At 37.8% G+C, this 26,703-nt stretch carries 23 protein-coding genes and 1 pseudogene; 15 read left to right on the top strand and 9 right to left on the bottom strand.

The genetic code is table 11. The features are described from left to right. The 3 genes from HP456_RS24820 to HP456_RS03675 form a co-directional block, all read left to right on the top strand. Window positions 1–217, top strand: a 217-nt coding sequence (locus tag HP456_RS24820; RefSeq protein WP_216663164.1) for a hypothetical protein, incomplete at its 5' end; no start/stop codon positions are given. 180 nt (window positions 218–397) lie between these two features. Next, the gene (locus HP456_RS03680) at window positions 398–1,063 is read left to right on the top strand and encodes an HAD family hydrolase (protein ID WP_172248656.1); all 666 of its coding nucleotides are present in this window, start codon (window positions 398–400) and stop codon (window positions 1,061–1,063) included. Between the two features lie 1,518 nt (window positions 1,064–2,581). Beyond that, entirely contained in the window at window positions 2,582–2,896 is a 315-nt protein-coding gene (locus HP456_RS03675; RefSeq protein ID WP_172248655.1) for a hypothetical protein, read from the top strand. 922 nt (window positions 2,897–3,818) lie between these two features. Here the strand turns inward: HP456_RS03675 and HP456_RS03670 are convergent. Further along, window positions 3,819–4,088, bottom strand: a complete 270-nt coding sequence (locus HP456_RS03670; protein WP_172248654.1) for a hypothetical protein — start codon at window positions 4,086–4,088, stop codon at window positions 3,819–3,821. Between the two features lie 272 nt (window positions 4,089–4,360). On the opposite strand from HP456_RS03670, the gene HP456_RS03665 reads away from it, so the two are divergent. The 7 genes from HP456_RS03665 to HP456_RS03635 all read left to right on the top strand — a co-directional run bounded on the left by HP456_RS03665 (window position 4,361) and on the right by HP456_RS03635 (window position 11,283). Next, complete coding sequence (locus HP456_RS03665; RefSeq protein ID WP_172248653.1) at window positions 4,361–5,374, top strand: LacI family DNA-binding transcriptional regulator; 1,014 nt, start codon at window positions 4,361–4,363, stop codon at window positions 5,372–5,374. A gap of 46 nt (window positions 5,375–5,420) precedes the next feature. Next, entirely contained in the window at window positions 5,421–6,182 is a 762-nt protein-coding gene (locus HP456_RS03660; protein ID WP_172248652.1) for an SDR family NAD(P)-dependent oxidoreductase, read from the top strand. A 144-nt stretch (window positions 6,183–6,326) separates the two neighbouring features. Next, on the top strand, window positions 6,327–7,538 hold the full coding sequence (locus tag HP456_RS03655) for an iron-containing alcohol dehydrogenase (protein WP_246288711.1): 1,212 nt from the start codon (window positions 6,327–6,329) through the stop codon (window positions 7,536–7,538). Window positions 7,539–7,556: 18 nt separating this feature from the next. Beyond that, entirely contained in the window at window positions 7,557–8,990 is a 1,434-nt protein-coding gene (locus HP456_RS03650) for an aldehyde dehydrogenase family protein (RefSeq protein WP_246288709.1), read from the top strand. A 73-nt stretch (window positions 8,991–9,063) separates the two neighbouring features. Continuing rightward, window positions 9,064–9,687 carry a cupin domain-containing protein gene (locus HP456_RS03645; protein WP_172248650.1) on the top strand — a complete coding sequence of 208 codons (624 nt, stop codon included), beginning with the start codon at window positions 9,064–9,066 and terminating at the stop codon, window positions 9,685–9,687. A gap of 14 nt (window positions 9,688–9,701) precedes the next feature. Continuing rightward, entirely contained in the window at window positions 9,702–10,409 is a 708-nt protein-coding gene (locus tag HP456_RS03640; protein WP_172248649.1) for an alpha/beta fold hydrolase, read from the top strand. 97 nt (window positions 10,410–10,506) lie between these two features. Beyond that, window positions 10,507–11,283: an HpcH/HpaI aldolase family protein gene (locus HP456_RS03635; RefSeq protein ID WP_172248648.1), complete on the top strand. Its 777-nt coding sequence runs from the start codon at window positions 10,507–10,509 to the stop codon at window positions 11,281–11,283. A gap of 111 nt (window positions 11,284–11,394) precedes the next feature. On the opposite strand, the gene hisD is transcribed toward HP456_RS03635, so the two are convergent. The 7 genes from hisD to HP456_RS03600 all read right to left on the bottom strand — a co-directional run bounded on the left by hisD (window position 11,395) and on the right by HP456_RS03600 (window position 20,016). Then, the gene (hisD, locus tag HP456_RS03630; protein ID WP_172248647.1) at window positions 11,395–12,648 is read right to left on the bottom strand and encodes a histidinol dehydrogenase; all 1,254 of its coding nucleotides are present in this window, start codon (window positions 12,646–12,648) and stop codon (window positions 11,395–11,397) included. Between the two features lie 63 nt (window positions 12,649–12,711). Continuing rightward, entirely contained in the window at window positions 12,712–13,950 is a 1,239-nt protein-coding gene (locus HP456_RS03625; RefSeq protein ID WP_172248646.1) for an ester cyclase, read from the bottom strand. A gap of 54 nt (window positions 13,951–14,004) precedes the next feature. Continuing rightward, the gene (locus tag HP456_RS03620) at window positions 14,005–15,039 is read right to left on the bottom strand and encodes a LacI family DNA-binding transcriptional regulator (RefSeq protein ID WP_172248645.1); all 1,035 of its coding nucleotides are present in this window, start codon (window positions 15,037–15,039) and stop codon (window positions 14,005–14,007) included. A 33-nt stretch (window positions 15,040–15,072) separates the two neighbouring features. Further along, window positions 15,073–15,927 (bottom strand): carbohydrate ABC transporter permease, encoded by an 855-nt coding sequence (locus HP456_RS03615; protein ID WP_172248644.1) that lies wholly within the window; start codon window positions 15,925–15,927, stop codon window positions 15,073–15,075. Next, a complete protein-coding gene (locus HP456_RS03610; protein ID WP_172248643.1) occupies window positions 15,927–16,805 on the bottom strand; it encodes a carbohydrate ABC transporter permease in 879 nt (292 codons plus the stop codon). The genes HP456_RS03615 and HP456_RS03610 overlap by 1 nt, the downstream gene beginning before the upstream one ends. A gap of 169 nt (window positions 16,806–16,974) precedes the next feature. Then, the gene (locus tag HP456_RS03605; protein ID WP_172248642.1) at window positions 16,975–18,312 is read right to left on the bottom strand and encodes an ABC transporter substrate-binding protein; all 1,338 of its coding nucleotides are present in this window, start codon (window positions 18,310–18,312) and stop codon (window positions 16,975–16,977) included. 327 nt (window positions 18,313–18,639) lie between these two features. Then, window positions 18,640–20,016: an amidase gene (locus tag HP456_RS03600; protein WP_172248641.1), complete on the bottom strand. Its 1,377-nt coding sequence runs from the start codon at window positions 20,014–20,016 to the stop codon at window positions 18,640–18,642. 584 nt (window positions 20,017–20,600) lie between these two features. On the opposite strand from HP456_RS03600, the gene HP456_RS03595 reads away from it, so the two are divergent. Together HP456_RS03595 and HP456_RS03590 are read left to right on the top strand one after the other, a co-directional pair. Continuing rightward, entirely contained in the window at window positions 20,601–20,918 is a 318-nt protein-coding gene (locus HP456_RS03595) for a PadR family transcriptional regulator (RefSeq protein ID WP_172248640.1), read from the top strand. Further along, window positions 20,905–21,471, top strand: coding sequence for a DUF2812 domain-containing protein (locus tag HP456_RS03590; protein WP_172248639.1), 567 nt, complete (start codon window positions 20,905–20,907; stop codon window positions 21,469–21,471). Before HP456_RS03595 ends, HP456_RS03590 begins: the two co-directional genes overlap by 14 nt. Before the next feature lie 214 nt (window positions 21,472–21,685). Here the strand turns inward: HP456_RS03590 and HP456_RS03585 are convergent, their stop codons facing one another. Then, entirely contained in the window at window positions 21,686–22,738 is a 1,053-nt protein-coding gene (locus HP456_RS03585) for a DUF3231 family protein (RefSeq protein WP_172248638.1), read from the bottom strand. A 318-nt stretch (window positions 22,739–23,056) separates the two neighbouring features. On the opposite strand from HP456_RS03585, the pseudogene HP456_RS24975 reads away from it, so the two are divergent. The 3 genes and pseudogenes from HP456_RS24975 to HP456_RS03575 form a co-directional block, all read left to right on the top strand. Further along, window positions 23,057–23,221: pseudogene (locus HP456_RS24975) on the top strand (recombinase family protein); the annotation flags it as partial. Window positions 23,222–23,380: 159 nt separating this feature from the next. Then, window positions 23,381–25,273 (top strand): sigma 54-interacting transcriptional regulator, encoded by a 1,893-nt coding sequence (locus tag HP456_RS03580; protein WP_172248637.1) that lies wholly within the window; start codon window positions 23,381–23,383, stop codon window positions 25,271–25,273. Window positions 25,274–25,686: 413 nt separating this feature from the next. Beyond that, on the top strand, window positions 25,687–26,703 hold a 1,017-nt coding region (locus tag HP456_RS03575; protein WP_172248636.1), incomplete at its 3' end, for an enolase C-terminal domain-like protein.

Genomic DNA, 26,703 nt, shown 5'->3' with positions numbered 1-26,703 from the left:
CATTATTTTATCTGGTACAATATATGCAACACATATGACGGCATGGTCTGGTAAGTCAAAGCTATGGCATGCAATTTTTGGGGCGAAACAATATGGAGATGAAGTTGTACAGTCACTATTCTTAGGGTTTCCATTCATGTTAGGGGTATTTTTTACACTGTTGGGTCTAATTATCTTAGTTATCGAATATTATAAAACTTTTAATAATCAAGGTTAAGTGAATTTTTTGTTCAATTAATTAAAGGGGGCGTTTGCTGAACAAGCAGCCGCCTCCCTTCAGTTTCATCAGCAAACGTAGCATCTTCGGCAACGGGGCATCTTAATGGAAGTAGCTATCAAAATTTTCTAATGTAATGTATAAATGAATAGGATATTACGATTTTACAGGGGGATATTTATGGATTTAAAATATAAATGTTTAATATTGGACCACGATGATACAGCAGTAAAAAGCACACCAAATATACATTATCCATCATTTGTAGAGGCAATTAAAGACTTGCGACCTAATGATAAACCTATTACTTTTGAAGAGTTTGTTAGATACTGTTTCAATCCAGGTTTTTCTTCTCTATGTAAAGACATCATTAAATTCACAGAAGAAGAGCAAAAACATCAGCAAGTAGTATGGAGAAAATATACCGAATCAACTGTACCAGACTTCTATGAACTGTTTGCAGAGACAATTCAACAATTTAAAAAACAAGGTGGAATTGTGTCGGTCATTTCTCATTCTGAAAGAACCCGAATTGAAAGAGATTACTCTATTCATTGTGGATTTGTTCCAGACGCGATTTTTGGATGGGAACTTCCTGAAGAGCAGAGAAAACCACATCCATATCCAATTAAGGAAATTTTAAAACGCTTTAATCTTCAAGAAACTGAAGCACTAATGTTGGATGATTTAAAGCCTGGATTGGATATGGCGAGAAGTTGTAATGTGGATTTTGCTGCTGCTGGCTGGTCACACAGTATTCCTGAAATTAAGCAGCAGATGAAATTAGAATCCAAATATTACTTTGAAACAGTAGAAGAATTCAATCGTTTAGTATTGAGTAAATAACAAAGAGCATTTATTCAAGTAACGGGGGCGTTTATGTAATAAGTGAAGACGCTTGTTCTTCTATAAAGGATGAGGAAATAAGAATATGGTCAATTTTAATGTTGAGTCGTGTAAGATTAAAGGACTGTTCTTAATGAAAGATCATATAACGGTAAATGGAAAACTCCTTCAAACAAACGATTTTCTCCAATGAAAAATAGTCAAAAGGGCTGGCTTGCAACGGAACTTTATAAGCTTTACCACGAAAAGATGATAGAGAGACATACACCTAGGAAGCTCCCTCCTGATTACCGTGATACTGTTATATCGTCTCTCTATGATCAAATTCAAAGTAGAGAAATATGGATTCCTTATGACGAAATAAAAAATATACTTTTAGCAAAACTACGAAGGTAGTAAAATCTTTTAAGAAACACTTTCCTGAGTTAAGTGAGGAAATTGATGATCTAGTATGTTATCGGACGCAATAATAGGAAATCAGTCCATATCTTCTTCAATTTATAACAGAACAGGATCACTGGAGAGTTATTCTCAAGTCCAGGTAGGGTCGTATTTCGATGATATAGTGACAAAGATTTTGAGGAGATTCAATGCTATTCGTCGCTCAAGTTTGTGGCATCTGATGAGCTATGGTTCAAACTTTTTGATAATACAACCTTCCCGTTTGGTTTCGCTCGGAAGTGAATTTTTATCCTTTAACTCCTCGAAAAAAATAAAGGAAAAGTCCTAAATCATTTATTCGGCGTAATATATTGTGCTGAGGAACGACTGTCATAAAGAGCATATATTTACTGAAACCATTGTTGGTTGTTTTTGAATCATTGTCACCCACTCACTTCAATTTATCCTTTTTCAATACTATTAGTGTAATTATATGAATTTCCACTAGCGCTCATATAATTATAACTCCATGCACTTGCATGAACATCGTGTGTTACATGGCCATTCGCTCATACTTGTTCCATACCAATTTGTGTTCATTTCTCCATATAAATGATTTACTAATTTAGCCCACGAACCATAATAAGCGTTATCTCGTACATTATAGCTGTAGTGATAGTGATAGTAATCAATAATCATTGCTCCTGAGGTCGGTCCACATGCTGAATTTTGATTAGTAATACCTGATCTTCTCTGTGAGATATCATCTACTGGCAAAATTTCATAAGAAGCTGCTTTTCAAAATGTAAAAGGTTTTTTCAAAGAAGGGGAGAAAACAGGAGCCAATATGTATTGAAACCAGGAGAACCAGGATTGCACCAACGCCATCCCGGTTCTTTTTTATGTGAATTTTGATTGATTAATTTAGAATTTCGGGAGTAGTGACGGTGTAAAACTTAGTCTTAAAGCATATAGGAAGTGAGGGAAAGAAAAATGTAGTAAGGCATAATACCTTAAAGTTTCATCTACCCTGGATAATATAGGATATAGATTGATTTAAATAAGAAAAATTGGGAAAAATAATGTAAGCCAAAGGGGAAAACTACAGGGTATTTGTATTATGGAAGGCGGTTTGTCATGAGTAATCAAATGATTTTGTGGAGTATATTTATAGTTCCATGGTTTACACTCTTCTTAATGAAAAAAGAGGATGTTAAGCGTTATATGCCAGTTGGTTTATTTGCAATTTTCACCAGTGCTTTGATTCTTGAAGCTGGTGTTTCATTGGAATGGTGGAAATATAATGAAACAGCTTTTCCGTTGCAAAATATTTCTTATCTTTATGGAGCGATACCAGTAGCAACTATGTGGATTATCAAGTTCACTTACGGAAGGTTTTGGTTATTTGTTGTTGCTGACTTTCTATTAAATCTTTTATACTTTTGTGTTTGAAAATTATTTATTGGGCAATAGAAACATCATTCAATTTATAAAAATTAATCCTATGGAAGATGTCATTATGACATCAATGCTTGGTATTTTAATTTATGGGTTTCATATGTGGCAAGAGGACATTTTCATTCGTAAAGATAACTGAATGAATTTCGAGAAACTGAAACAGTAGAGGTAATAATCCAAATACATGGTCGCCATTCTTTGGCCACACCGACCACCCACATACTTGGCTGGTCGGTGTGGCCTTAGTTTCTGAGAGAAACTACATTGAAATGGGGGTTAGAATAATGAATATTTAAAACGAAGGCTATTGCCTTTATTGATTATAAATTTGACTTTAGCTGTTCTGTACCAAAAGGTAACTTTTTCTGAAAGCAAAATAAGAGATATAAATAATGGGATTTACGTCCAATAGCTTTGATTTCCATGAAATCATCTTAATTAATACCTTAATTTTATTGTTAATATTAGAATAAATTTATATGTAACATATATGTTAATGTTAATAGCGACATATATGATGATAACAATATTTAGAACATATGAAAGAGGGTGGGACAAAAGTGTTTTAGTCTAGGTAAAACCCGAACTAATTTGCCTTCTTACAGTCAAATTAGTTCGGGTTTTTATTTTGTTTAATGTACATTTAGATTTTAGCTCTTTCCAGCGGTTGATTGGAGTGCAAGACGAAGACTCCTGCGGGAAAAGTAGCTTATTAGAAAAGCGGAAGGGCTTTGCTAAGAGGCGGGTGGCATAAGACGAATCGTCCTGGAAGGCGCTTTTTGCCTTCTTGGTCGGTTTGGCTTATGACATGTGCCTCTAAGCCCTGCAGCTAGACAAGTGAACCCCGCAGGCTTGCCGAGGAGACTCACGGGCTACCCGCGGAAAGCGAAGTCTTGCACGGAAATCATTAGCGGTATTAAGAACATACGCTGAAATTGTTCGTTTTTATGTCGTGGTTTATTCGTTTTGTCCCTGGCCCTTTCGACTTTGCTTTTTCATGTAACCAATTCAGCATTTTCGCATCATTGTTTTTGTTTTGTCGTTTGTTTTCTTTTCTGATATAGCGGGAGAGGGTGGTATGGGCAATACCGATTTCCAATGCTGACTGACGGATGTTCATTCCTAAAGAATCAATGATCTCTTTCATGGTTTCTGAAGTAAGGCTCACTGTAGTATCTTCATCCAAGTCGAATGCTTGCTGTTCAACTTGGATATCAGAAGAAAGATATACGGCTTCAGCTTCAGCCGATGCAGCTGTTTTGACCTTATATTACGAAAGGGCAGGTTAGTGGAACTTTATGGTAAGATTAAGGTAATTTATTAAATAATTTAAAAAAATTGTACAACGTTAATTGAAATTATCAGAAGATTAAGATACAATTGTTTTGAATCCGGATTCAAAACATCTGGAGTTTAATAGTTATGATAAGTTTTAAAGTGACGAAAGGGTTTGGGTCTATGAGTGGCAGAATTAGTGCTTATGATGTTGCCAGCAAAGCTGGGGTTTCTCAATCGACGGTATCCAGAGTACTTAATAATTATCCGCATATTAAAGAGTCGACGAAACAAAAGGTACTTGTGGCTATTAAGGAATTAGGGTTTACAAGAGATGAAATAGCAAGAAGTCTTGCAAGTAAAAAAACGAGAACAATTGGTTTGATTGTTGGGGATATAACGAACCCATTTTTTGCGGAATCAGCAAAGGTGATTACAGGAAAAGCACAAGAGATAGAATACGATGTAATCTTATGCAACACAAACCATAAAGAAGAGAACCTTGATAAATACATTCAAACACTGATTGGGAAACGAGTCGATGGTATCATCGTTACATCTGCTGATAAGGACAACCAAAAAATAAAGGAGCTTTATGATCAGGGCTTTCCTATTGTTCTATATAACAGCATTATGAATCATGACAAAGTAAATTATATAGCGGTCAATAACTACAATGGTGCTAAGCTCGCAGTTCAACATCTGTATGATTTAAACCATCGTCTTATCGGCTACATTGCAGGTCCTTCAAAGTATTTGACAACACATCTTAGAAATCTAGGCTTTCAAGATGGACTTAAAGAGTTAGGAATAGAAGTGAATGACCAATTCATATATGACAAAGAATTCTCCTACGATGAAGTTTACCAATTTACAAAAAAATTACTGAAAAAACCAAATAGACCTACCGGTATCTTTGCGGCTTCAGACCAAATGGCACTTGCTGTGCTAGATGCAGCGGCCAGTGAAAATATCGATGTTCCAAATGAATTATCTGTAATTGGATTTGATGATATTGATATGGCTAAAAATCAATTTATCGGGCTAACAACAATAACGCAGCCAAAAGAAAAAATGGCAAATCTAGTTTTGGAAAAACTTGTTTCTCTAATTGAACAAAGTAATGATTTGGATTCACCTATACAAATTATGTTAGAACCCGAATTAATTCCACGAAAGACAACTCATTCATTATGATTTGAGTTTAAACCAAAATTCAATCGTGCTGGGGGGTTATGAAAGATTGGAATATTTTAATGAGTTACAGGGTCAAAAAGTTTTAGTTACAGGTGGAAGTAAAGGTATTGGAAAGGATATTGCTGTTGCTTTTGCAAAGCTTGGAGCTATGGTCACTATTACCGGGCGGAATAAACCATCGTTGTCAGACACTACTCAAGAATTGAAAAAACATAATCCTGAATGTTACTCAGTCGCAGCAGATGTGCAAAATGTGTCGGAAATATACAAAATGGTCGATGATGCAGCAAGTTTAATGGGTGGTCTTGATGTTGTTGTTAATAACGCGGGTGTTAACATTCCGAAGCCTGTAATGGATGTCACAGAGGAAGATTGGGATTCAATTATCGATACGAACCTTAAAGGAACTTTCTTTTGCTCACAACGCGCCGGAAAATATATGATTCCACAAAGTAGAGGTAAAATTATCAATATTGTTTCCCAAATGGCATTTGTTGGTTATATCAAACGGGCAGCGTATTGTTCCAGTAAAGGGGGAGCAGTACAGCTTACAAAGGCTCTTGCGGTTGAATGGGCACCCAATAACATTAAAGTAAATGCCGTTGCACCAACCTTTATCCAAACAGAATTTACAGCCAATATGTTTAAAGATGAGGAATTCTATCAAGATGTTCTAAATCGGATTCCTCTGGGAAAACTGGCACAACCATCAGATGTCACAGGAGCAGTTCTATACCTTGCTTCTGATATGGCAAACTTTATCACAGGTGAAACAATCAAGGTTGATGGAGGATGGACAGCAATTTAAGTATTTAGATGTTACTGAGAAAACTTATTTTTTTCGAGACTTTTGAATGCGCATTCAAAAAAGAGTATCCATGTCAAAAGTAGACTTAAAAAAAAGGATACTGGTTAATTGATTGACATTATAAAAACATTAGGAGGAAAAATATTGACTGTAAAAACTTTAACAAAACAGGAACAGCTAAACAATATTGGATTTCAGGACTTTTCAATGCCTGGTAATTTTCGCTTTGGTGTCGACACATTCTATACTTTGGCAGACGAAGTTAGAAAGCTAAAAGTGCAAAAATTAACTGTCATTAGTGATAATGGGTTAGAACGGGTGGGTGTCGTTCAGCGTGTACTAGATTTAATTAAGCCATTGGGACTTGAAGTTAGTATTTTTACAGAAATATATGGTGAACCAACGTTAAGTTTATTAAATAAGGCAGTTGAGTTTGTTAAAAAGGAAAACAGTCAGCTGGTGATTGGGATCGGTGGCGGGAGCGCACTTGATGTCGCAAAAGCAACAGCAGCACTAGCGGATAAAGAGGATGTCACACCATATTTGAAAGGGGAGGCAATGATTGAATCCCGAGGCACAAAATGCATTTTACTGCCGACAACATCCGGGACAGGATCAGAGGTCACGATGAATGCGATTTTCGAAGACGAGGAACAGGAGCTAAAACGCGGGATAGTCAGTGGATGCTTTCTTCCCGATCTTGCTATTGTTGACCCTGTCCTTACGATTTCGTGCCCGACAAGGGTATCAGCTTCTTCAGGAGTTGACGCTTTCACCCATGCGATTGAGTCGTATGTCGCAATCCGGTCGACACCATTAACGAAGATGTATGCTGAAAAAGCTATGAAACTTTTCTCTTCTAACATTACCAAGGCTGTCCATAATGGGAAAGATATAAATGGACGCATTGGAATGAGCTGGGTTAGTACATTGGCGGGAGTATCCTTAGCAAATGCCGGTGTTGGTGCCGTTCATGCACTAGCTTATCCGTTAGGAGGAAAGTATCACATAGAACACGGTGTAGCCAACGCGCTGCTCATGCCGTATGTGTTTGAGGTAACAGGGACAACTTGCACGGAAGAAATGACCAATGTTGCATCCTACTTACAACTCGGTGATTTTAACAATAACCCTCACAAAGCCTTGGATGCTGTTGTTCAATACTTATATGAATTGCTCGTTACCCTCGACCTTCCGACGTCGTTATCAGAGCTTGGGATTAATAAAGAAGACTTACCGCTTCTTGCTAAGCAAGCTTCAGGGATTGAACGGCTATTATCAAATACTCCTTATCGTTTAACAGAACAGAAGATTCTACAAATCTATGAAAAAGCGTATCACGGTATTAAAAACTAAAAACAAGGGGTGATGAATTTGTTGAAAAATATTGAAAAAAAGAAGCTATTCATTTCGGGTAAGTGGCAAGAAAGCAGTGAATATTACGAATTAAAATCTCCATATAGTGATGAGGTTATTGCGATTGTACCGTTAACATCTGCCAGTGAAGTGGAGGAGGCGCTGGATAGTGCAGAAAGGGGAGCACAAGTCATCAAAAATATGACGTCCCTGGAAAGGTCTGAAATCCTGGAAAAAGTATCAAGGTTATTCCAAGAACGATCTGAAGAGGCAGCTATTATTCTGGCAAAAGAATGTGCCAAACCATTAAAGGCGGCGCGTGCTGAAATTGCCAGAACGATAGAAACATATAAATTTGCAGCAGAAGAAGCGAAACGCATTCATGGGGAAACGATTCCGATGGATGCAGCCAAAAATGGGAAAGGGCGTTTTGCTTACACAATCCGTGAACCATTAGGAATAATTGCTGCGATTACACCATTTAATTTTCCATTTAACCTCGTAGCCCATAAACTGGGACCCGCCATCGCTGCAGGGAATTCAGTCGTGCTTAAACCGGCAAGCCAGACCCCGTTAAGTGCGTTACTTACAGCGGAAATTTTTGAGAAAGCAGGTTTGCCTGCTGATGTATTAAACGTCGTAATTGGTAAAGGCAGCGTTATTGGTGACCAACTTCTAAAAGATCAACGTATCAAAATGATCACATTCACTGGAAGTCTCGAAGTCGGTCTGGGTGTTAAAGAGAAAGCTGGACTTAAAAAAGTAACTCTTGAGTTAGGTTCAAACTCTGCGGTCATTGTTGACAGTACAGACGATCTTGATTTCGTGGCCGCTCGTTGCGTGGAAGGGGCTTATGGCTTTGCTGGTCAAGTATGTATTTCTGTCCAGCGGATATACGTAAAGGATGAATTATATACCCAATTTCTAAATAAGTTCATTGAAAAGACCAAACAGCTTGTCATCGGTGATCCGATGTCAGAGGATACAGATTTTTCAGCAATGATCCACCAAAGTGAAGCGAAGAGAGTGGAATCTTGGCTTCATGAGGCAACAGAATCAGGAGCTGTAATTACGTACGGAGGTAAGCGCAATAATGCTGTGTTACAACCTACGATTGTTACAGCAGGCTCAGCTGAATTATCTATAAATTGTAAAGAAGCCTTCGCGCCAATTGTGAATATCACACCTTATAAAACATTTGATGAAGCAATTGAGTTTGTGAATGATGCCAACTACGGGCTCCAGGCGGGTATTTATACGACTTCTGTCCAAAAAGCGTTTGATGCCGCAAATCGTATGGAAGTTGGGGGGGTGATGATCAACGATATTCCAACATACCGTGTTGACCAAATGCCATACGGCGGAGTGAAAAACAGCGGAACTGGCCGTGAGGGAATAAAGTACTCAGTTGAAGAAATGACTGAGTTAAAGCTTGTCACATTTAAATTATAAAATAAGTAAGGCAGTTATTCCCTATATTAAATACGATTTATCTAGATATCAAATATAGAAAGGAAGATTAATAATGATTACACAACAGCCAAAAGTAAAAAAAGTTGTTTCTAATGAAGAAATGGAGAAAAATTGGATTGTCCGCTTTGACGAACTAAAATCAAAGGCGATTCCGCTAATGTTTATCGATAGTATTTTACCTGGGCATCAGCGCCTTAACTATGCACTAATTGGAGATACTGCAAGTGAAAATGATAAATATTCACCTGAAATCACAGAGCCGCACGGCTTTCAAATTGGTATGGTAAAAGCGCCTCCGGGAAATGGACCCGCTTTTCATTCCCATGATTATATTGAAGCCTTCGTTCCGCTCACAGGGAAATGGCGTTTTTACTGGGGAAACAGCGAGAATGAAATTGAAGGCGAAACCATTATAGATACATGGGACATGATTTCATTACCACCTGGATTATGGCGCGGTTTTGAAAATGTTAGTGATGAGGATGCTTGGTGCTTTGCAGTACTTGAGCAACATAAAGCTTTTGATGGAAAAGACCCATACTGGTCGCCGCAAGTTATTAAAGAAGCGGAGAAATTCGGTTTTCATGCCAATGAAACTGGAAAAATGATTAAGCCTGAAAACTTCGAAGAACTTGAAAAAGAAATGGCAGAAAAACTTCGCGCAGGCAAAAAATAATAAGGAATTATAAAATGGAAAAAGAGAACTTAATTTTATTACCGGGTACACTGTGCGACGAAAGACTTTGGGATCATCAGCTTAGGAATCTAGCAGATTTTGCTGATGTCACAGTTGGCGACCTTACAAAAGATGACTCCATAGAAGGAATGGCAAAGTCGATTTTAAATAATGCTCCCGAACGTTTTGCGCTCGCTGGTTTGTCGCTTGGTGGTATTGTTGCGATGGAGATCATTCGTCAAGCACCTGAGCGAATTACGAAGCTCGCTTTACTTGATTCCAATCCTTATGGACCAAGGCCGGAACAACTGGAAACGTGGGATCATTTTGCTGCAATGATTGAGGAAGGCCGGTTCAGTGAAATTACAGAAAATCATCTTCTGCCGAATTTAATACATTCTGATCGACTGAATCAAAAGGAATTAACATCAATGATTATTAACATGTCTAAACAAATTGGTCCAGAAGCGTATTTACGTCAATTGAACGCATTAAAAGCCCGGACAGACGCACGAGAACGATTAAAGGACATTCAGTGTCCGACACTTCTTTTAGTTGGCCGGGAAGATACGGTATGCCCCATAGAATTACACGAAGAAATGGCGAATAGTATTACTAACTCTAATTTAGTCATTGTTAAACATTGTGGCCATTTAAGTAGTTTGGAGCAGCCTGAGGAGGTCACCAATGCATTAAAGGACTTGTTACTGACAGATTTATAAAAAGGGTCATCCTCGAACATGAATGTTAATTCGACCTCTGATCAGTGTTCAACACTGATCAGAGGTTAATATTTTGGAGAATAAGGGGCGGTGTTCATTGGAAAACGCAGTTAAAGAAAAACTTAAGAACGGTGAAAAGGTACTAGGAAGTTTTATAGGAATTTATTCGCCGAATTTGGTCGAAATAATGGGTTATTCCGGTTTTGATTTTGTTGTAATTGATGATGAACACGGGGCTTTCAGTCACTCTGAATTAGAAAATATGATTCGCACAGCAGAATCCGTCAATGTCGTTCCGATTGTCCGTGTTTCCTATGATAATTCAAGCATTCAAAAAGCGTTAGACAGAGGAGCGAAGGGAATTCAAGTTCCAATGGTTAATACGAAGGAAGACGCAGAAAGAGCTGTTCGAAAGGCAAAGTTCCCTCCGAGAGGAACAAGGGGGGCAGCTTACTCACACCGAGCAGCCCGATTTGGCAAAGACAGTGGTGAAGAATTTTTAGATGCTTCCGATGAAAACATATTAGTTATCCCGCACATTGAAACACTTGCAGCTGCAGAGAATTTCAAGGAAATTATAAGCGTAGAAGGAATTGATGCGGCCTTCATTGGGACTACTGATTTATCAGTCAACATGGGTTATAAATCGGAAGGGCCAAAACATCCCGAAGTTCAAAAGGTCGTTAGCAAGCTGTATCGAGAAGCTGCTGAAGAAAACGTTATAATTGGGACTGTGGCTGCTGATTCGGCAGGAGCAGAGAAGGCTTTTGAAAAAGGCGCCAATTATGTAGGGATTGTAGCCATTTCAGTCATATTAAAATCTTTAGAACAAGTTGTTGAAGCGAGTAAATTTAAAAATCCAGAAAAAGTATAACCCTCTAAGAAAAGAAACTTATAACTAATTTGCTTAATAGAAATATTTTTTCAGGTGATAAGTATTATCCCCATACTTTTAAAGTATGGGGATCGTTTTCGTCTTATAAATTTAAGACAATCTCACAGTAGCAGATAATTTATGGCCTTCTAATCCTTCGATTTCAGATTGGTCTTCAGCGTGGGATGCCAAGAACTGTACCCCTTCTCCTGTAATCTCCTGATGAGTGACTACCTTTAAATAACTTCCGACCCATAGTCCGCCGGAATATCTAGCTGCTTTTTGTGTTGGTAATGTATGATTTGTTCCAGATACTTTATCGGAAAAAACGACTGAGCTATCTTCACTAATAAACAAGGAACCGTAATTATAAAGACGTTCCATTAAATCCCGGCTATTTTTCATATGCAAATGAAGATGTTCGATTGCGTAATCGTTACAAATATCCAATCCTTCCTCAATTGAAACTGCATAAATGATTTCTCCTCTTTTTGTCCAGGATTCATGTGCAGGTGAAGTAGATGAGAAGTCCGCTAATAATTGATTGATTTCCTTCATAGTATCTTCGGCAATTGTACGGGAGGTCGTTACAAGAATTGCTCTTGCATACGGGTCATGTTCGGCTTGAGCAAGCAGATCAGCCCCAATTTTTCTTGGGGAAGCTGTTTCATCAGCAAAGACCATGACTTCACTTGGTCCGGCAATAAGATCAATGCCGACCTTTCCAAATACTTGACGTTTTGCTTCGGCTACAAAACGGTTACCTGGTCCTGAAATGACATCTACCTCAGGGATGGATTCGGTTCCATATGCCATAGCAGCAATAGCCTGCGCTCCGCCGATTGCGAAAATATCTGTAGCCCCTGAACGGATTAGGCCATACAGGACAGCAGGGTGGATACCGCCTTCATAATTCGCTGGACTGCAAGCAACAATCTGTTTAGCCCCGGCTACTTTTGCAGGGGCAACAACCATAGGACCAGATGATAGAAGAGGAAAGCGTCCTCCAGGTACGTATGCCCCGACCTTTTCTATTGGAACAATGCGATGTCCCATTCGGATCCCTTTCCCAAATTCCTTTTCGAACGGGGAAAGGCAATCAAGCTGCGCCTTTGCAAAGTCTGATACTCTGTCTACGACTCGATCAATCAGTACCTTTACATTGTTAGGTAAGGTATTCATGCAATGGTCAATCTCTTCTTCACTCACCCGGACAGGACGGGAAGAGTTCCCGAACTTTTCTTCAAATACCTTAACAGCGGCATCACCGCCTGATCGAACGTCTGAAATGATATTCTTTACCGTTTGCTCTACTTCACTTGAAGTAATATGCTCGATTGCTTCTGCTTGCTTGATATATTCCATGATGTTACCTCCTATTTTTGTATTATAAAGGACGGATTACCAAAGATCCGCCCATAAATAGCTTTAAGAAACCCCTGTGAAATTCCCATCCTCATTATTATCCAGGTTTGTTTCTTCATTGTGCTCGTCTTCTTCTTCTTTTGGCAAATGAATCTGACGTAATACTTCTATACCGTCGAACAGGAACCATTCTTCCGCAATTTTTCCATTTCTGATTTTATAATGATTAATTCCGCTAATATCAAGTGGTTTTCCACTTGGTGCGCCGAAATAACCTGTCCCTTCATGTAAACCTTGTAGTCTCCATCTTACTGCGACGTCCCAATCAGTGTCCGAACCTCGTCTGTTGCATGTCACCCGTTCAAGAATAACTTTTCCATTTGGAACGGACGCAAGAAGGCTGATAAACATTCCCTGAATTTCACTTACGCCAATAATGTCTCTATTGCAGACGTAATGAACGACGGCATTATCTTCATAAAATTCTCTGACAAAATTAAAGGAGCGACGTGCCCAAACCCGATTAAAGACCATCTGCATGAACTCACCAATTTCAAACGTGTCCGAAGATGGTTTAAAGATTTTAGGCGGGAGGCCAGTCTCAGCAGTTTCGTTGAAACCGAATTGGATAGATGGAGCAAGTTTACGGGTACCCTTAGCAATTCTTTTAGCTACCTCCACCGGATCAAATCCGAGCTGCTGGACGAGATGATATGTATCCATGACAAGCCATTCTTCAAATATTTTATTATTTAAAATCATGCAGTCGGCAGACGTTCTGAAAATTACTTTCTTTCCTGTAGCGGGACCGTAAAAGCTGTCACCAAGGTTTGTTGCAGAGGAACGTCCGCGATGCGAAGTAAAGAAACCTTGTTCATCATCCCCTGACCATATGACACTCCAGCCAAGTCCTTTTCTATCTGGAAATGCATGAAGGGTTTGTAACGCTCCAGAGATTACTTCATTGACGCCATGGCTATTGATTAATCCTTTATGAACGGAAATACTTGTACTATACGTATCATAAATCAAGCCGATATCCTTTTCTTTCCATATCTGACGTGTGATTTTCACTATATAATCAACGATATTGTTATACTCATCACTAAATCCATTCATGCGCTGTTTCTTTTGTTGAGTTTGTTCCATATTAATATAGTCATAATCATCTTTTGAATCGATCATGTTTACGTCATCCGCGTCTGCGTAAAAGATAAAATTATTTGGAGAAGCGGCTAACTTAGTTGAAGGTTTCTTTTCTTTAACAGGCGTTTCTGTAATGTTATTTTGTTTTTCTGCCATGATAATCACCCTTTTTTAAAAATTTAATAAATGCTTGTTTTGTTTGTTTTTCACTTATAACCGTTCCTTCACCTTGCCGGATGTCCGCCGGATAATTAATTCCGGTTCAAGCGTTAATTGTATCGGTGTTGACACAGTATCTCCATTCTCAATCAGCATCACCAGCCTTTCCAAAGCCAGTGTCGCCATTCTTTCTTTCTGTTGTGAAACAGTTGTTAGCGCAATTGCCTCATTAGAAGAAAGATTCATATCATCAAATCCAATAACCGATATATCTTCAGGAATCCGTATGTCTTTCTTCGCTGCCGCATCCAAAACTGCAAATGCCATCTGATCGGATGTAGTAAAAAAAGCGGTTGGAGCGTTTTTTGACGAAAGAGAACAATCTACAAAGCGATAAATTTTCTTATATAAAAACTCTTCGTTGATAAACTCTTCATTATAAACATACTCTTGTTTAATTGGCAGACTATGTTTTTGAAGTGCAGCCTGATAGCCTATATACCTTTGATACAAAGTGGAATATTTAAAGGAGCCTGAAACGAACGCAATATTTCGGTGTCCTAATTCAACTAGATGGTCAACAGCGAGTTCGGCCCCCTTTTTATTTTTTAATACGACATGGTTTACATCGTCGTTTTCAACCAAATTGATGAAGAGTACGACAGGAAATTTCGCTTTAAGCAGTTCCGTCACTTGTGAGCAATGTAAGCTTGCAGATGCAATCAGCAGACCGTCAACCCGTTTATTGAGAAGGGTCTGTATAGCTGAATCAAGATCCTTATCATTATGATTGGTGTTACTAATAATCACGTCATACCCTAAGTCCTTTGCTTTTTCTATGATTATCTTCGCTGATTCGGCAAAGTAAGGGTTCGAAATATCCCCTAAAATTAACCCGAGTGTCTTCGTCTTTTTCGTAATCATGCTTCTAGCGATGGGATCTGGAGTAAAGTTTAGTTCTTCGATAGCCTTCAACACTTTCAGTCGGGTCGATTCTTTCACTTTTGGATAATTATTCAGCACTTTTGAAACAGTAGACTGTGAGACTTTGGTTGCCTTGGCTATATCATTGACCGTTATTCTCATTACCTAGTTCCCTTTCACCGTTTGATAGTTAGATTATTTCACTCCACCAGATGTCATACCAAGGATGAATTGCTTCCTTACAAGAAGCATAAACACAATAGTAGGCAGAACGAACAAGATGCCAGCTGCAGCCATTTGATTCCATAGGACCCCTTTTTCTCCGTTAAAGAATGACAATGCAACCGGTAAAGTTACAGCGTCTTGTTGTGTTAACACAAGAGCGAACATAAATTCATTCCATGTTATGACGAAGCAAAATACGGTAGCGGTAATAATACCGGGCTTTGCAAGAGGTAATAATACATGCCAGAGGACTTGTAACCTATTTGCCCCATCTATGGTCGCGGCTTCTTCCATATCAATCGGAATTCGGTCGATGAACCCTTTTATAAGCCAAATGGCGTAGGGTATCGTATGTCCTAAGTTCACAATGATTAAGGCAAGTGTAGTATCAATAATTCCCCAGTTCCGAAACATGATGAAGAAAGGAATAACGTTTACAATGAGCGGGATAAACTGAGTAGCAAGTATCGCAAACATAAACAACTGCTTTCCTCGCATTTTGAAACGCGAAAGACTGTAGGATGCAAGAACACTGACTGGGATAGTGATGATTAGTGTGAACAACACCACGATTATACTATTTGAATAATACTTACCTAAATCAAATGATGAGCTGAAAACCGCTTTGAAATTATCCAGGGTTGCTTGAAAAAAAATGCTGGTCGTGTAAACCTCGGATTCCGGTTTAAAAGCGGTTAATGCAATCCAGAAGATTGGTAGAAACAAGAAGATAGCAACCAAAATGACGCACAGGAATTCTAAAAAAGACATGGTTCTATTTGAAAGTAACTTTTTCTTTTGGGGTAACGCTGTGCCTTTGTTCATCAGTTCCAATCATCTCCTTTCACTAATCTCCTCATATAAATAATGACAAAGCCAATCGTGATCAATGCTAAAATATAGCCTAGGGCAGAGGAGTAGCCCATATCAAAAAATCGGAAGCCTGTTTTGTATATGAAGAAGTTTAATACTTCCGTTGAATTACCAGGACCGCCTTTTGTTAGAGTGACAACCGGATCAAACGCCTTAAGCGTGAACATGGTCATTAGAATTGATGCGATCAAAATAATCGGTTTAAGCATAGGCAGGGTAATATGAAACAACGTTTGAAGACGTGTAGCTCCGTCTATTTGAGCCGCTTCAAATACTTCTCTTGGCATGCCCATTAGACCGCTGATAAACATGAGGCTCATAAATGGCAACCAGATCCAAATGACGACCGAGACAAGTGCGATCATAGCGGTTGTACTACTTCCCAGCCATACCACATCAGCCAGCGGAGGGATGAGAAATCCGATAATTTTATCAAAGAATCCGTAGTCAGGGTTTAGCATGAACCTCCAGGAAAACCCGACCAATGCAGGGCTCATGGCAAACGGGATAATGAGCACGACACGTAAGTAAGAGAGGTATCTTTTTTCCTTACTGAGCAATAGTCCAACAAAAATACTTAAAATTAACGTTAGGACTACGGTACTTGCTGTGAAAATAAATGTAATCCATACGCTGTTCCAGAACTGGGAATCGGATAAAGCTCGGATATAATTATCAAATCCGATAAAGGGGCCCATCTCCGCAGATTCCTTTAAATCCCAGTCATGTAAACTGATCCAAAAAGATCTTATTAATGGATATAAGGTTGTGCTGCAAATAAGAATAAGAGCGGGCGTTAACAACAAATATTTAAAAAGCTTTTTGTTCACTATATCTTCCCCCTACTTTTTGGAACCAACCGCAATCAAACTATTAAAAGGTTAAGAAAGACTGGTTTGTTCTCTGGCATTAATTCCTTCTGTTCATTACGACTATCCGGGAAAGAAAGGTGTATTTGCTATCCCGGATACCCGTGTAAAGAGAAAAAATCAACTAACCTTAATCGTAATAACCGGCTTCTTCTAATAATTTCTCTACTTGTTCAGCTGCTTCATTTAGTGCAGGCTCGACCGGTTCACCTGTCGCCATTTTTGAAATCGCAGAACTGATGATATCCGAAACACGAGGCCATTCCTTCATTTTTGGCAAGGTATTCGCAACCTCCAGGTTATCAGCACCAACATTGTAAAAACCATTTGTTAATTCATTCAGTTCTTCATTCTTTAGGTTTTCTCTTTGTGTGATAACGATAGACTTTTGGTCAGATGGGGCTTCATCTTTTAATGTATCCATGACGATATCCAATTCCGTTTCAGGGTCTGCAATCCATTTCAGGACTTCCCATGCTGCTTCCTTGTTTTTAGACCCTTTCATCATTCCAAGAGGAAATGTGGTTACGTTTGACACTGCTTCTTTTCCTTCCCATCCAGGAACAGGCGCGAAATCAACATTTCCGATAACCTCAGAAGATGAAGACTTGTTGTCATTGAATTCTGAGTACACCCACCACCAGCCAATCCAGATTGCAGCTTTACCCTGTTTGAAGAAGGTTCTGGAATCCTGCTCACCAAAGGTCACAGAGCCAGGGGGGGCAACTTTATCGGTCACTAGAAGATCCAAATATCTCTGTGTAGCTTCTAAACCTTCAGCGCTGTTGAATACTGGCTTGTGATCCTCGTCAAAAATCTTTCCACCGTTACTCCAAAGGTAGGATGTCCACATAAACAAATTCTGACCATTGTTCCCAGCCCCATAGTAAGGGGCGATGCTGTATAAATCAGTTTTATCTGTGATTTTTTTAGAGACTGTTTCAAGTTCTTCCCAAGTTTTTGGGGGTTCAAGGCCAAGCTTCTCAAAAATATCCTTACGGTAGAACATCATCTGAGCATGTGCTCTTACAGGTAAGCTGTAAAGCTTTCCCTCAAATGTAGAACGATCAACTGACGCTTGAGGCCAGCGATCCAGGTTAAAGTTGTCACGCTCCGCAAATGTATCAAGCGGCTCTAAAAACTGGTTGATGGAAGAGCCCATTGTGTCAAGATGTGCGACGAGGTCATAAGCTCCTCCCATCGCAATACCATCAGCAGTAATTTCTTCAAGGAGGTTTTCATATGGTGTTTCAATAAATTCAACTTTTATGCCTGTCTCTTCTGTAAATTCTTTACTTCTTGCTTTCCAGGCGTTAAATTGCCCAACGCTCCCTGCTGAAAGCAGCACTTTTACCGTTTTTCCATCTGTACTTTCTCCCCCTGATTCTGAACTGCCGCAGCCGGCAATTAGAAGTGACAATAGCAAGACGAAAATGGTGACCATTCGGGTTTTTCTGAATTTACTCATTAAAGTTCCTCCCTTTGTGTTAGATTTGTTTCTTTTCCTGAGCAACTTATCTTCAAGCTCACGTTTGAATCGTAGCCCAAATGATAAAACCCATAAAAATTGAATGCGCATTCGAAAACACCGATAAAAAATTGAATGCGCATTCAATTCTAGATAAAAAAATTTCTGCTGATGGAAATGTTGATGAACTAGGAAACAATCAATCTAAAACGAATACGTATTCCTTTGTATCTTAATATATACAAATTACCTGAGTCAATACTAAATATTTGAATTATTTAATTTTTCTAATTATTAGTACTTGATGTTCAGAGTGAAAGATTCTCTCTATTTGTTGTCTCCTTCACACTTGGTGACTCTTTTTTCGTATACCTCTATCAGCGTAGATTGTTCATAACTGTATCCAGCACGAAACAATAGATTTTCGTTATGGTGATTGGCAATAATCTGCAATCCAATAGGAGTTTCATCATGTGACAGCCCCATGGGGATTGATAATGCAGGATGTCCCGTTATATTGAAAAGACTCGTGAAGCGGATCATACTATCGCTAATGGATTCTGTTACACCATTGATTGTCACCTGATCTGCCTGAGTTATCGTCGTTTTTATTGGACTCACCGGAGTAAGAATCACGTCTACTTCAGAAAAGCTTTCTGAAATCCTAAGAGTCAATTCTTCTCTTTTTTTCAATGCCGTAATATATTGTAATGCTGTTAGTTCCCTGCTTTTTAAAAACGTTTTTTGTGCTCCCTCGCTGTATAAGTGGATAGAGGATTCGCTCTGTTCCTTATGTACATAACCAACTTCAGAGGTGGCGATGACTGTTGCAATGTCAATAACGTTTTCTAAATAGGAAAAATCCACTCTCACTATATTGGCGCCGAGCTCTTCAAATCTCTGTATTGCTTTTTCGTACAACTCCTGTACTTCACTATCTATTTGTTCGTTGAAATAATGTTTTGGTATTCCTACTCGAAGCCCCTTAATATCTGCAGTACAAGACATAATATACGGATTTTTCGTGATAGCCTGCATGATAATAGCTACATCCTCAACAGTGCGTGCAATCGGACCCGCATGATCAAGAGACCATGATAATGGCTTTATGCCCTCCATACTAACAAGATCATAAGTGGGCTTTAATCCGACAACCCCGCAACAGGCAGAAGGAACACGAATGGATCCGGCAGTATCGGTCCCAATGGAACCTAAGCAAAGATTAGCCGCCACAGCTGCAGCCGAACCGCCGCTTGAACCACCTGCTGTCCTTTTTTTATCCCATGGATTGATGACATCTCCAAAAAATGGGTTTTGTGACGTAATACCAAAGGCATATTCATACATATTGTTCTTGCCTAAATGAATACTGCCAAACCTTTCTAGAATGTTAACAATTGCTCCGTCCTTTTCAGGAAATCGCTTTTTGTCAATAATCGATCCACTTGTAGTCAGGATGTCTTTTGTATCAATGTTATCCTTAAAGGACAATGGAACTCCCAGAACACCCTTCACACCCTCTGTCATCATTCTTCTTTCCACTTTCTCTGCCTGTTGTAAAGCTGCCTCTTCTGTAATGGTAATAAAAGAATTGATCCCTTGGTCTAATCGTTTAATTCTCTCCAAATACCATTTGGTCACTTCAACAGGGGAAACTCGTTTCGATTTGTATTCGTCTAATAGCTCTTTGATCGTTCCATACATAATTTTTCCTCCTCTTTTTTATTCAACTATTTCGTTTACTTTATCACACGAAAAAGATCTTGTATTGTAAATTTTTTCTTTTGTAACGGGCGGCTGTGCATCAAAAAAAGCACCATCAACGGTGCTCAAGAATCGTGTCATATGCCACTATGTCAGCTTCAAGTTATTTTATTTCTTTTATAAAGTCATCGACATTGTGAAACGTCGAAATGGAAAAATCCACACATTATAGACTTATCCGTTTCTATCTATTTGACAAAAAATTAAAGAACCGTTCCCTAACTAAGGAAACCGGCTTAAGCTTGGCAGTGGTGAGCCATACGAACGTTATTGGTGATTTATCTGTATGGTTTAATTACTGGAGTAAGGGTGAGTGACAGACTGCATTGTATAATCGGGCCATTTAAATTGAATAAGAATACACATAAGTCGATTTCCCAACGTAAAGGAAATCGACTTTTTTTGATTGAATTTAGCTTACGTTCCTTTGATGAATTTTAAAATAGCTGTTGACTATTCAGTTGAACTGTAATAACTTATTATTAAGTTGAACTATATAGTTAAACTGAATAGAGGGTGAGAGTATGAAACATAAATTATTGCCGTTGTCTGAAACCATGCATTATATTTTATTAGCTCTACGTGAGCCACTCCACGGCTATGCTGTTATGCAGAAGATAGAACACATAAGTAATGGTACCGTTATTTTAGCTGCTGGTACATTATACGGTGCGATTGAAAACTTGAATAAACATGGTTGGATCGAAGCTGTTGGAAATTCAGGCCGGAGAAAAATGTATATGATAACGACAGAAGGAAGCGCCGTTTTGAAAATGGAACAGGAAAGACTATTGCATATTTTATCCTTGTATGAAGGAAGTGAATCAAATGAAGAAGTTTAACGTTTTCTTTACTATTGAAAAAGAAGAGCAATGGCTGAACGAGCAATTACAGAAAGGCTATCGCTGTACAAATATTAGTGGATTAGGAATATACACTTTCGAAAAAACTGAAAAGAGATATGTTATGCGACTTGATTATCAAGATTATTTACCTAAGAAAAAGCTCATGGAATACAAAGGGATATATGAGGATTTCGGTTGGAACTATATAAAGGGTTCCTGGCTTAGTGGAATACGATATTGGCAAAAAGAAAATGATGCTCAAAATGAAATTTTCTCTGATCGCGAATCTAAGGGTCATTATTATAAAAGAATAAGGGGCTATTCCTTTTGGTTGGGTATGATGTTTCTGGCTTATTCTTTTATGTACTACAGGGATTCGACATTATATCATGAAGGTCTTTGGAGTATGGAGAAAGCACTATTTTGGAAAGCATTTTTATTTGAAACTCCATTTGTTCTTTTGAAGTTGTTTCCCGCACTTATGGTTGTTTTTTTAGGTAGAAGTTACTATAAAGCGAATCAAAAGTATTCAATATTAAAAGAAAAATAGTAGGAGGAATTCAAGGGAAAACAAGGATATGCCTGCTCAATGCCAGCATGAAAACGTAAGGTTATTATTTGTTTAGAATCACTTGAACATTAATCACAACTCTAAAAACACCAGCACAACACCTATAAAATATTTACCGTTTAAAAGCTGCCTAAAGCCGGGAAGGGTAATACCCTCTATTAATTACATTTTCCTTTTCATTTATCACATCATTCTAACCCTTTGCCAAATCTTCACGATCAACAGCTTCTGGTGGTTGCTCCATCCATCCGTGATCAATCATAATGTTAGCTCCATCTTCAACATATAGGCTAACATCCATTATAAACTTAGCGTACATCGCTCCGATGTCACGTCTTCCGTTGAGAGAGGCACCATTTGCATAAGACCTAATCTTCATGGAAAACATATCTATTTTATGCCATAACATTAATTTGTCTGAAAAAGGAGCAATAGTAGAAACAGACACTAAGTCATCTAAGGATTTTGGAGATGGCAAATTATCCTTATGTAGTTTCTGTGAACAGACTTCTATATGTTTATTGGAAATTTCCTTTCCTCTAATCATGAACTTCTTAACCTTTTCAGTTTTAGCAACTTGACTAAATGCAATTAATAGGGCTTTACTCGTTGCATTATTTTCAGTATTGTCGAAAAGATGTGAAATTTCTAGGGCGTGAAGGGGTCTATTATCTCCAAAAAAACCATGTAAATAGCTTTGTCTCTTAGCAAAATCAATCCTTTTTGGAATAGGAATTTTAGGTGGCTTTACTAAAGCCCCTTTTTCTTCTAATACCTCGTTAATTTGTGTTATAAGTTTTACGGTGGAATCGAGAGTATGAATAAAGAAATCCTTTATATCTTTTCTTGTCACTAAAGGTATGGCAATGGAGTAAATGCTTAATCCTGCTTTAATTGCATATTTTAAGTAGTGAAGATAAAATTCATCTGAAAATAACCTTGGCGCCCCTAAGTTCACATCTTCTTCTGTACATCCAACTGGTAAAGGAAAGTTTTCTTTAACAAGTATTTCTTTAATCCTTTTCACTAGCGACTCACTTAACGATAGGGCATTTTCTATAATCTTTTTTATGTCCTGATCATCAACATGCTGGAGATAATAACTTAGAACACACTTTGCCATAGTATTTCCCTCATAAGTTACCCAAAGTTTACCCATTTCAGCTGATGTTAATTGTTCATTACTATCGTTAGTTTTTATCCCTATTTTTGTGGTTTTGATTCGTTTTACAGGCTCATGTTCCATAGAAATCACTCCTTTTATTGAAATTAATGTCGTTATAGTTTTATCTTTCAAACAAGAAGCTATTCATTTCACAAAAATCATTTAGGTTAGACTAAACAGTGTTTGAAAAATATAGAATCTCTAAACAAACATACAATAAATGGGAATAGATCTTATTAAGATGTGACTCTATTTGATCATCATAGGGCGTACTTTTCTCTTTTACTAAGTATCTGTATTGAGGTATTTGCAGTTTGTGACTTTAGATATAGATGACTTTATTCTTAACTCAGGTGGAGCAGCGTTAGTCTACTTCACTTCATATTTAAAAAATATACTAAGCTGGCTAAGAAAGAAGAAAAGAAAAAAGGTTGGTTAAAGAAAGATCATAAAAATCACGCAGAAATAAATTATGCAGTAAATCTATATAAAGAGGGAGGAATGATTGTAAATCAAATTTGTGAAATGACATTATATAGAAAGCTACCGGAAGAGAACAAATAATCATTTTTTACAGGGAGTAACGAATGATACTGGAATCAGATTCTAATTTCTAGTAATGGTGATTAAATAGGAATTTAATAGAGGGTGATATAAAATATACAAATAGGTGTTAGAGTCTATTCTATTTAAATAGAGGAAAAAATATCTGGAGGGCTAGTGATGGATAATATTTATGTTATTGCTCCTTTCGATTTGACAAAAGAGCAAAAACACTTAATGGAAAAACAGATGGTTGATCGACCTTATAATGTTACTTTCTTAGAAACTTTATTTCCGTATGAGCGAACATTAGAAGAAATCCCTGCATCAGCAAGTGTTATTGTCTCTAGAGGTGGACTTGGTGAATATTTACATACTGAAGCCCAAATCCCCTACGTACATATACCAGTTACTCCGTATGATTTATTACGTGCGGTTTCTCAGGTATATGGGAAGGGATATCGGAAAATAGTTGTTTTAATGTTCGACCAAATAATTAAAGATACAGAAGCATTTTCTTTAGACTTTAAGGATGCAACGGTACAAGTCCTAAGTTATAACCACTCAAAAGAGTTAACTCAATTACTTAAGGATCTAATAAAAACGGAGCAGGTTGATTCGATTATTGGAGATATACGTGCAGTGCTATCTGCTGAAAAAAACAATCTTTATACATATCTTCTGAAATCTGGTCAAGAGTCTTTACAACTAGCATTGGAACAAGCGATACGTACACTTGAATTGAAATATCAAGAGCAAAGCAAACGCAAAGAACTTGAGTTGATTTTATACTCCATGCAGCAAGCCGTTATTGTTGTTGATGAAAAGAACAGGATCAAAACGTTTAATGAGAAGGCAAAAATGATATTTCCGCGCTTGAAGAACTTAGCTCAATCTAATGAATATCGCGAGGTAATTTCGAACGATACCCTTATTCACCATATCGATAATCAAGAAGATCATCGGAATGTACTTATTGAAATTGAAAACCAAAAGGTACTGGTCACAACCTTGATAACCAGAACAAATGGACTGTATGGTGGGGCCGTCCAGATGTTTGAAAAACTTAATGATATTAAACAATTAGAACTGAAAATTCGAAAAGAAGTCTTTAAAAAAGGGTTGATCGCTAAATATACGTTTTCTGACATTATTACTATTAATGATGAAATGAAAAATATAGTAAAAACGGCTGAGGTCTATGCTCCATCAGAAGGTACAGTTCTTATTTATGGTGAAACAGGTACGGGTAAGGAACTATTTGCACAAAGTATTCATAATGCTAGCAACAGACAAAAGAATCCCTTTGTATCATTAAATTGTGGTTCATTAAGTGAACCCTTATTGGAAAGCGAATTATTCGGCTACGAAGAAGGTTCATTCACCGGTGCTAATCGTGGGGGGAGAGCTGGACTTTTAGAGCTGGCGCATGGGGGAACTCTGTTTCTGGATGAAATTAATGAGATGTCTCGTGCCTTTCAAACAAAACTGCTTCGAGTATTGCAAGAGGAAGAAGTAAGACGAGTTGGTGGTAATCGTAATATCCCAGTTGATGTGAGAATTATTTGCGCATCCAATATAACAATAGGAGAACTTATTGAACAAGGGAAGTTTAAAGAAGATCTCTTTTACCGGATATCCACACTGCCTCTTAATATATTGCCTTTACGAGAACGAAAAAACGATATTATACCTCTAACAGTCCATTTTTTAAAGATTGAAATGGATAGGGAAAAACGATATTTGACATGGCAGGACACGTCTTCTTTTTCACCACTTTTATCCTATCCATGGCTGGGGAATGCTCGCGAACTTCAGAATATAATTCGACGTTTAGTCATTACCTATCCTCACTACGAAATTACAAAAGAGGGGTTAGAACAATTTCTCAAAACTTCATTGCCTAAAAGAAAACAAGAAATTCTTATTCCTGTGCTTGACTCCTACAAAGATATGGAAAGAGAGTTGTGGAATAAACTCTATCACCAATTTAATGGTACAAAGAAAGAATTTTGTCAGAAATTCGAAATTAGTGAGACAACATTATGGCGTAAGATTTCAAATATGAAATAGACCATTTCAAATATGAAATGGTCTATTTCTTTTTCTTTTGAATTTTCAACCTTCATGTTTCGAAATTTAATTGTAAAAATTAAATTTCGAAACATGAAAAAAACGGGACGAGCAAGTTTAATATCTATCAAAGATTTCATGAGAAGGGAAAGGGTTGTCGATTTAACTTTTGATTATGATAACGATTGTCACATCAATAAATACCCTTATATGGCACGCGGTGCATGTATTTAAGTAAAGGCTTGGATAGGTATAAAGTTAAATATATCATGAATCGATCTTATCAAAATTTTAACTGCCGGGGATTTTTTAATATTGGTTGGCATGGTTTTTGCATGTATAGAAGTGAGAAATAAAATTTAATTTTTTTCTTGTTAAGTATTAATCAATTATTTAAGGGAGAGATTTCAAAAATGAAAATTGTAGATGTTGTAGAAAGAGCGGTACCGATCAGCAGTAGTATTGCAAACGCTTTTATTGATTTCAGTAAGATGAATGCTTCCATTGTAGCAGTAAAGACTGATGTTATTCGAAACGGTAAGCCGGTAGTTGGCTACGGGTTTAATTCTAATGGTCGTTATGCACCAAGTGGTATTTTAAGAGAAAGATTTATTCCACGTTTATTAGAAGCAAATTCGGAAGATATCATAAATGAATCAGGCACCAACTTCTCGCCTGAAAAGATTTTTGACATTCTAATGTCAAACGAAAAACCAGGAGGTCATGGTGAAAGAACGGTTGCTGTTGGAACACTGGATATGGCTATTTGGGATGCAGTAGCAAAAATTGAGGAGGTACCACTTTATAAACTATTGGCTGATCAATATGGTGACGGAACAATTGACGATAAAGTCTTCGTATATGCAGCAGGTGGATATTACGCTCCAGGTAAAGGTATCCCGGAACTTCAAGATGAAATGAAATCCTATTTAGATATGGGTTATTCCAAAGTGAAAATGAAAGTTGGAGGTGTACCTTTAGAAGAAGACCTAAAGCGGATTGAGGCAATTATTGATGTAGTCGGTACGGGACAGAACCTGCTGGTTGATGTTAACGGCCGATTCAATCTAGAAGAAGCCATTGAATTTGGTAATGCAATAAAGGACTATAACCTATTTTGGTATGAAGAAGTTGGAGATCCTTTAGATTACAAATTACAAGAAGAATTGTCTAAAGTTTATCCGAATGCTATAGCTACTGGTGAAAATCTGTTTTCTTTACAAGATGCTACTAACCTAATCCGTTACGCAGGTATGAATCCGAAAACTGATTTCTTACAATTTGACTGCGCTCTTAGCTATGGTTTAGTGGAATATATGAAAATATTAAACATGTTGGAGGAAAATGGATGGTCTTCTCGTAATTGTATTCCTCATGGTGGTCATCAGATGTCATTAAATATTGCAGCAGGACTGAAATTATATGGTAAC

The sequence above is a fragment of the Bacillus haikouensis genome (assembly GCF_013179555.1).
Classification (GTDB): Bacteria; Bacillota; Bacilli; order Bacillales; family Bacillaceae_B; genus Rossellomorea; species Rossellomorea haikouensis_A.
The sequence above is the reverse complement of the archived record's forward strand: the minus strand, read 5'-3'. Positions and strand labels throughout refer to the sequence as shown.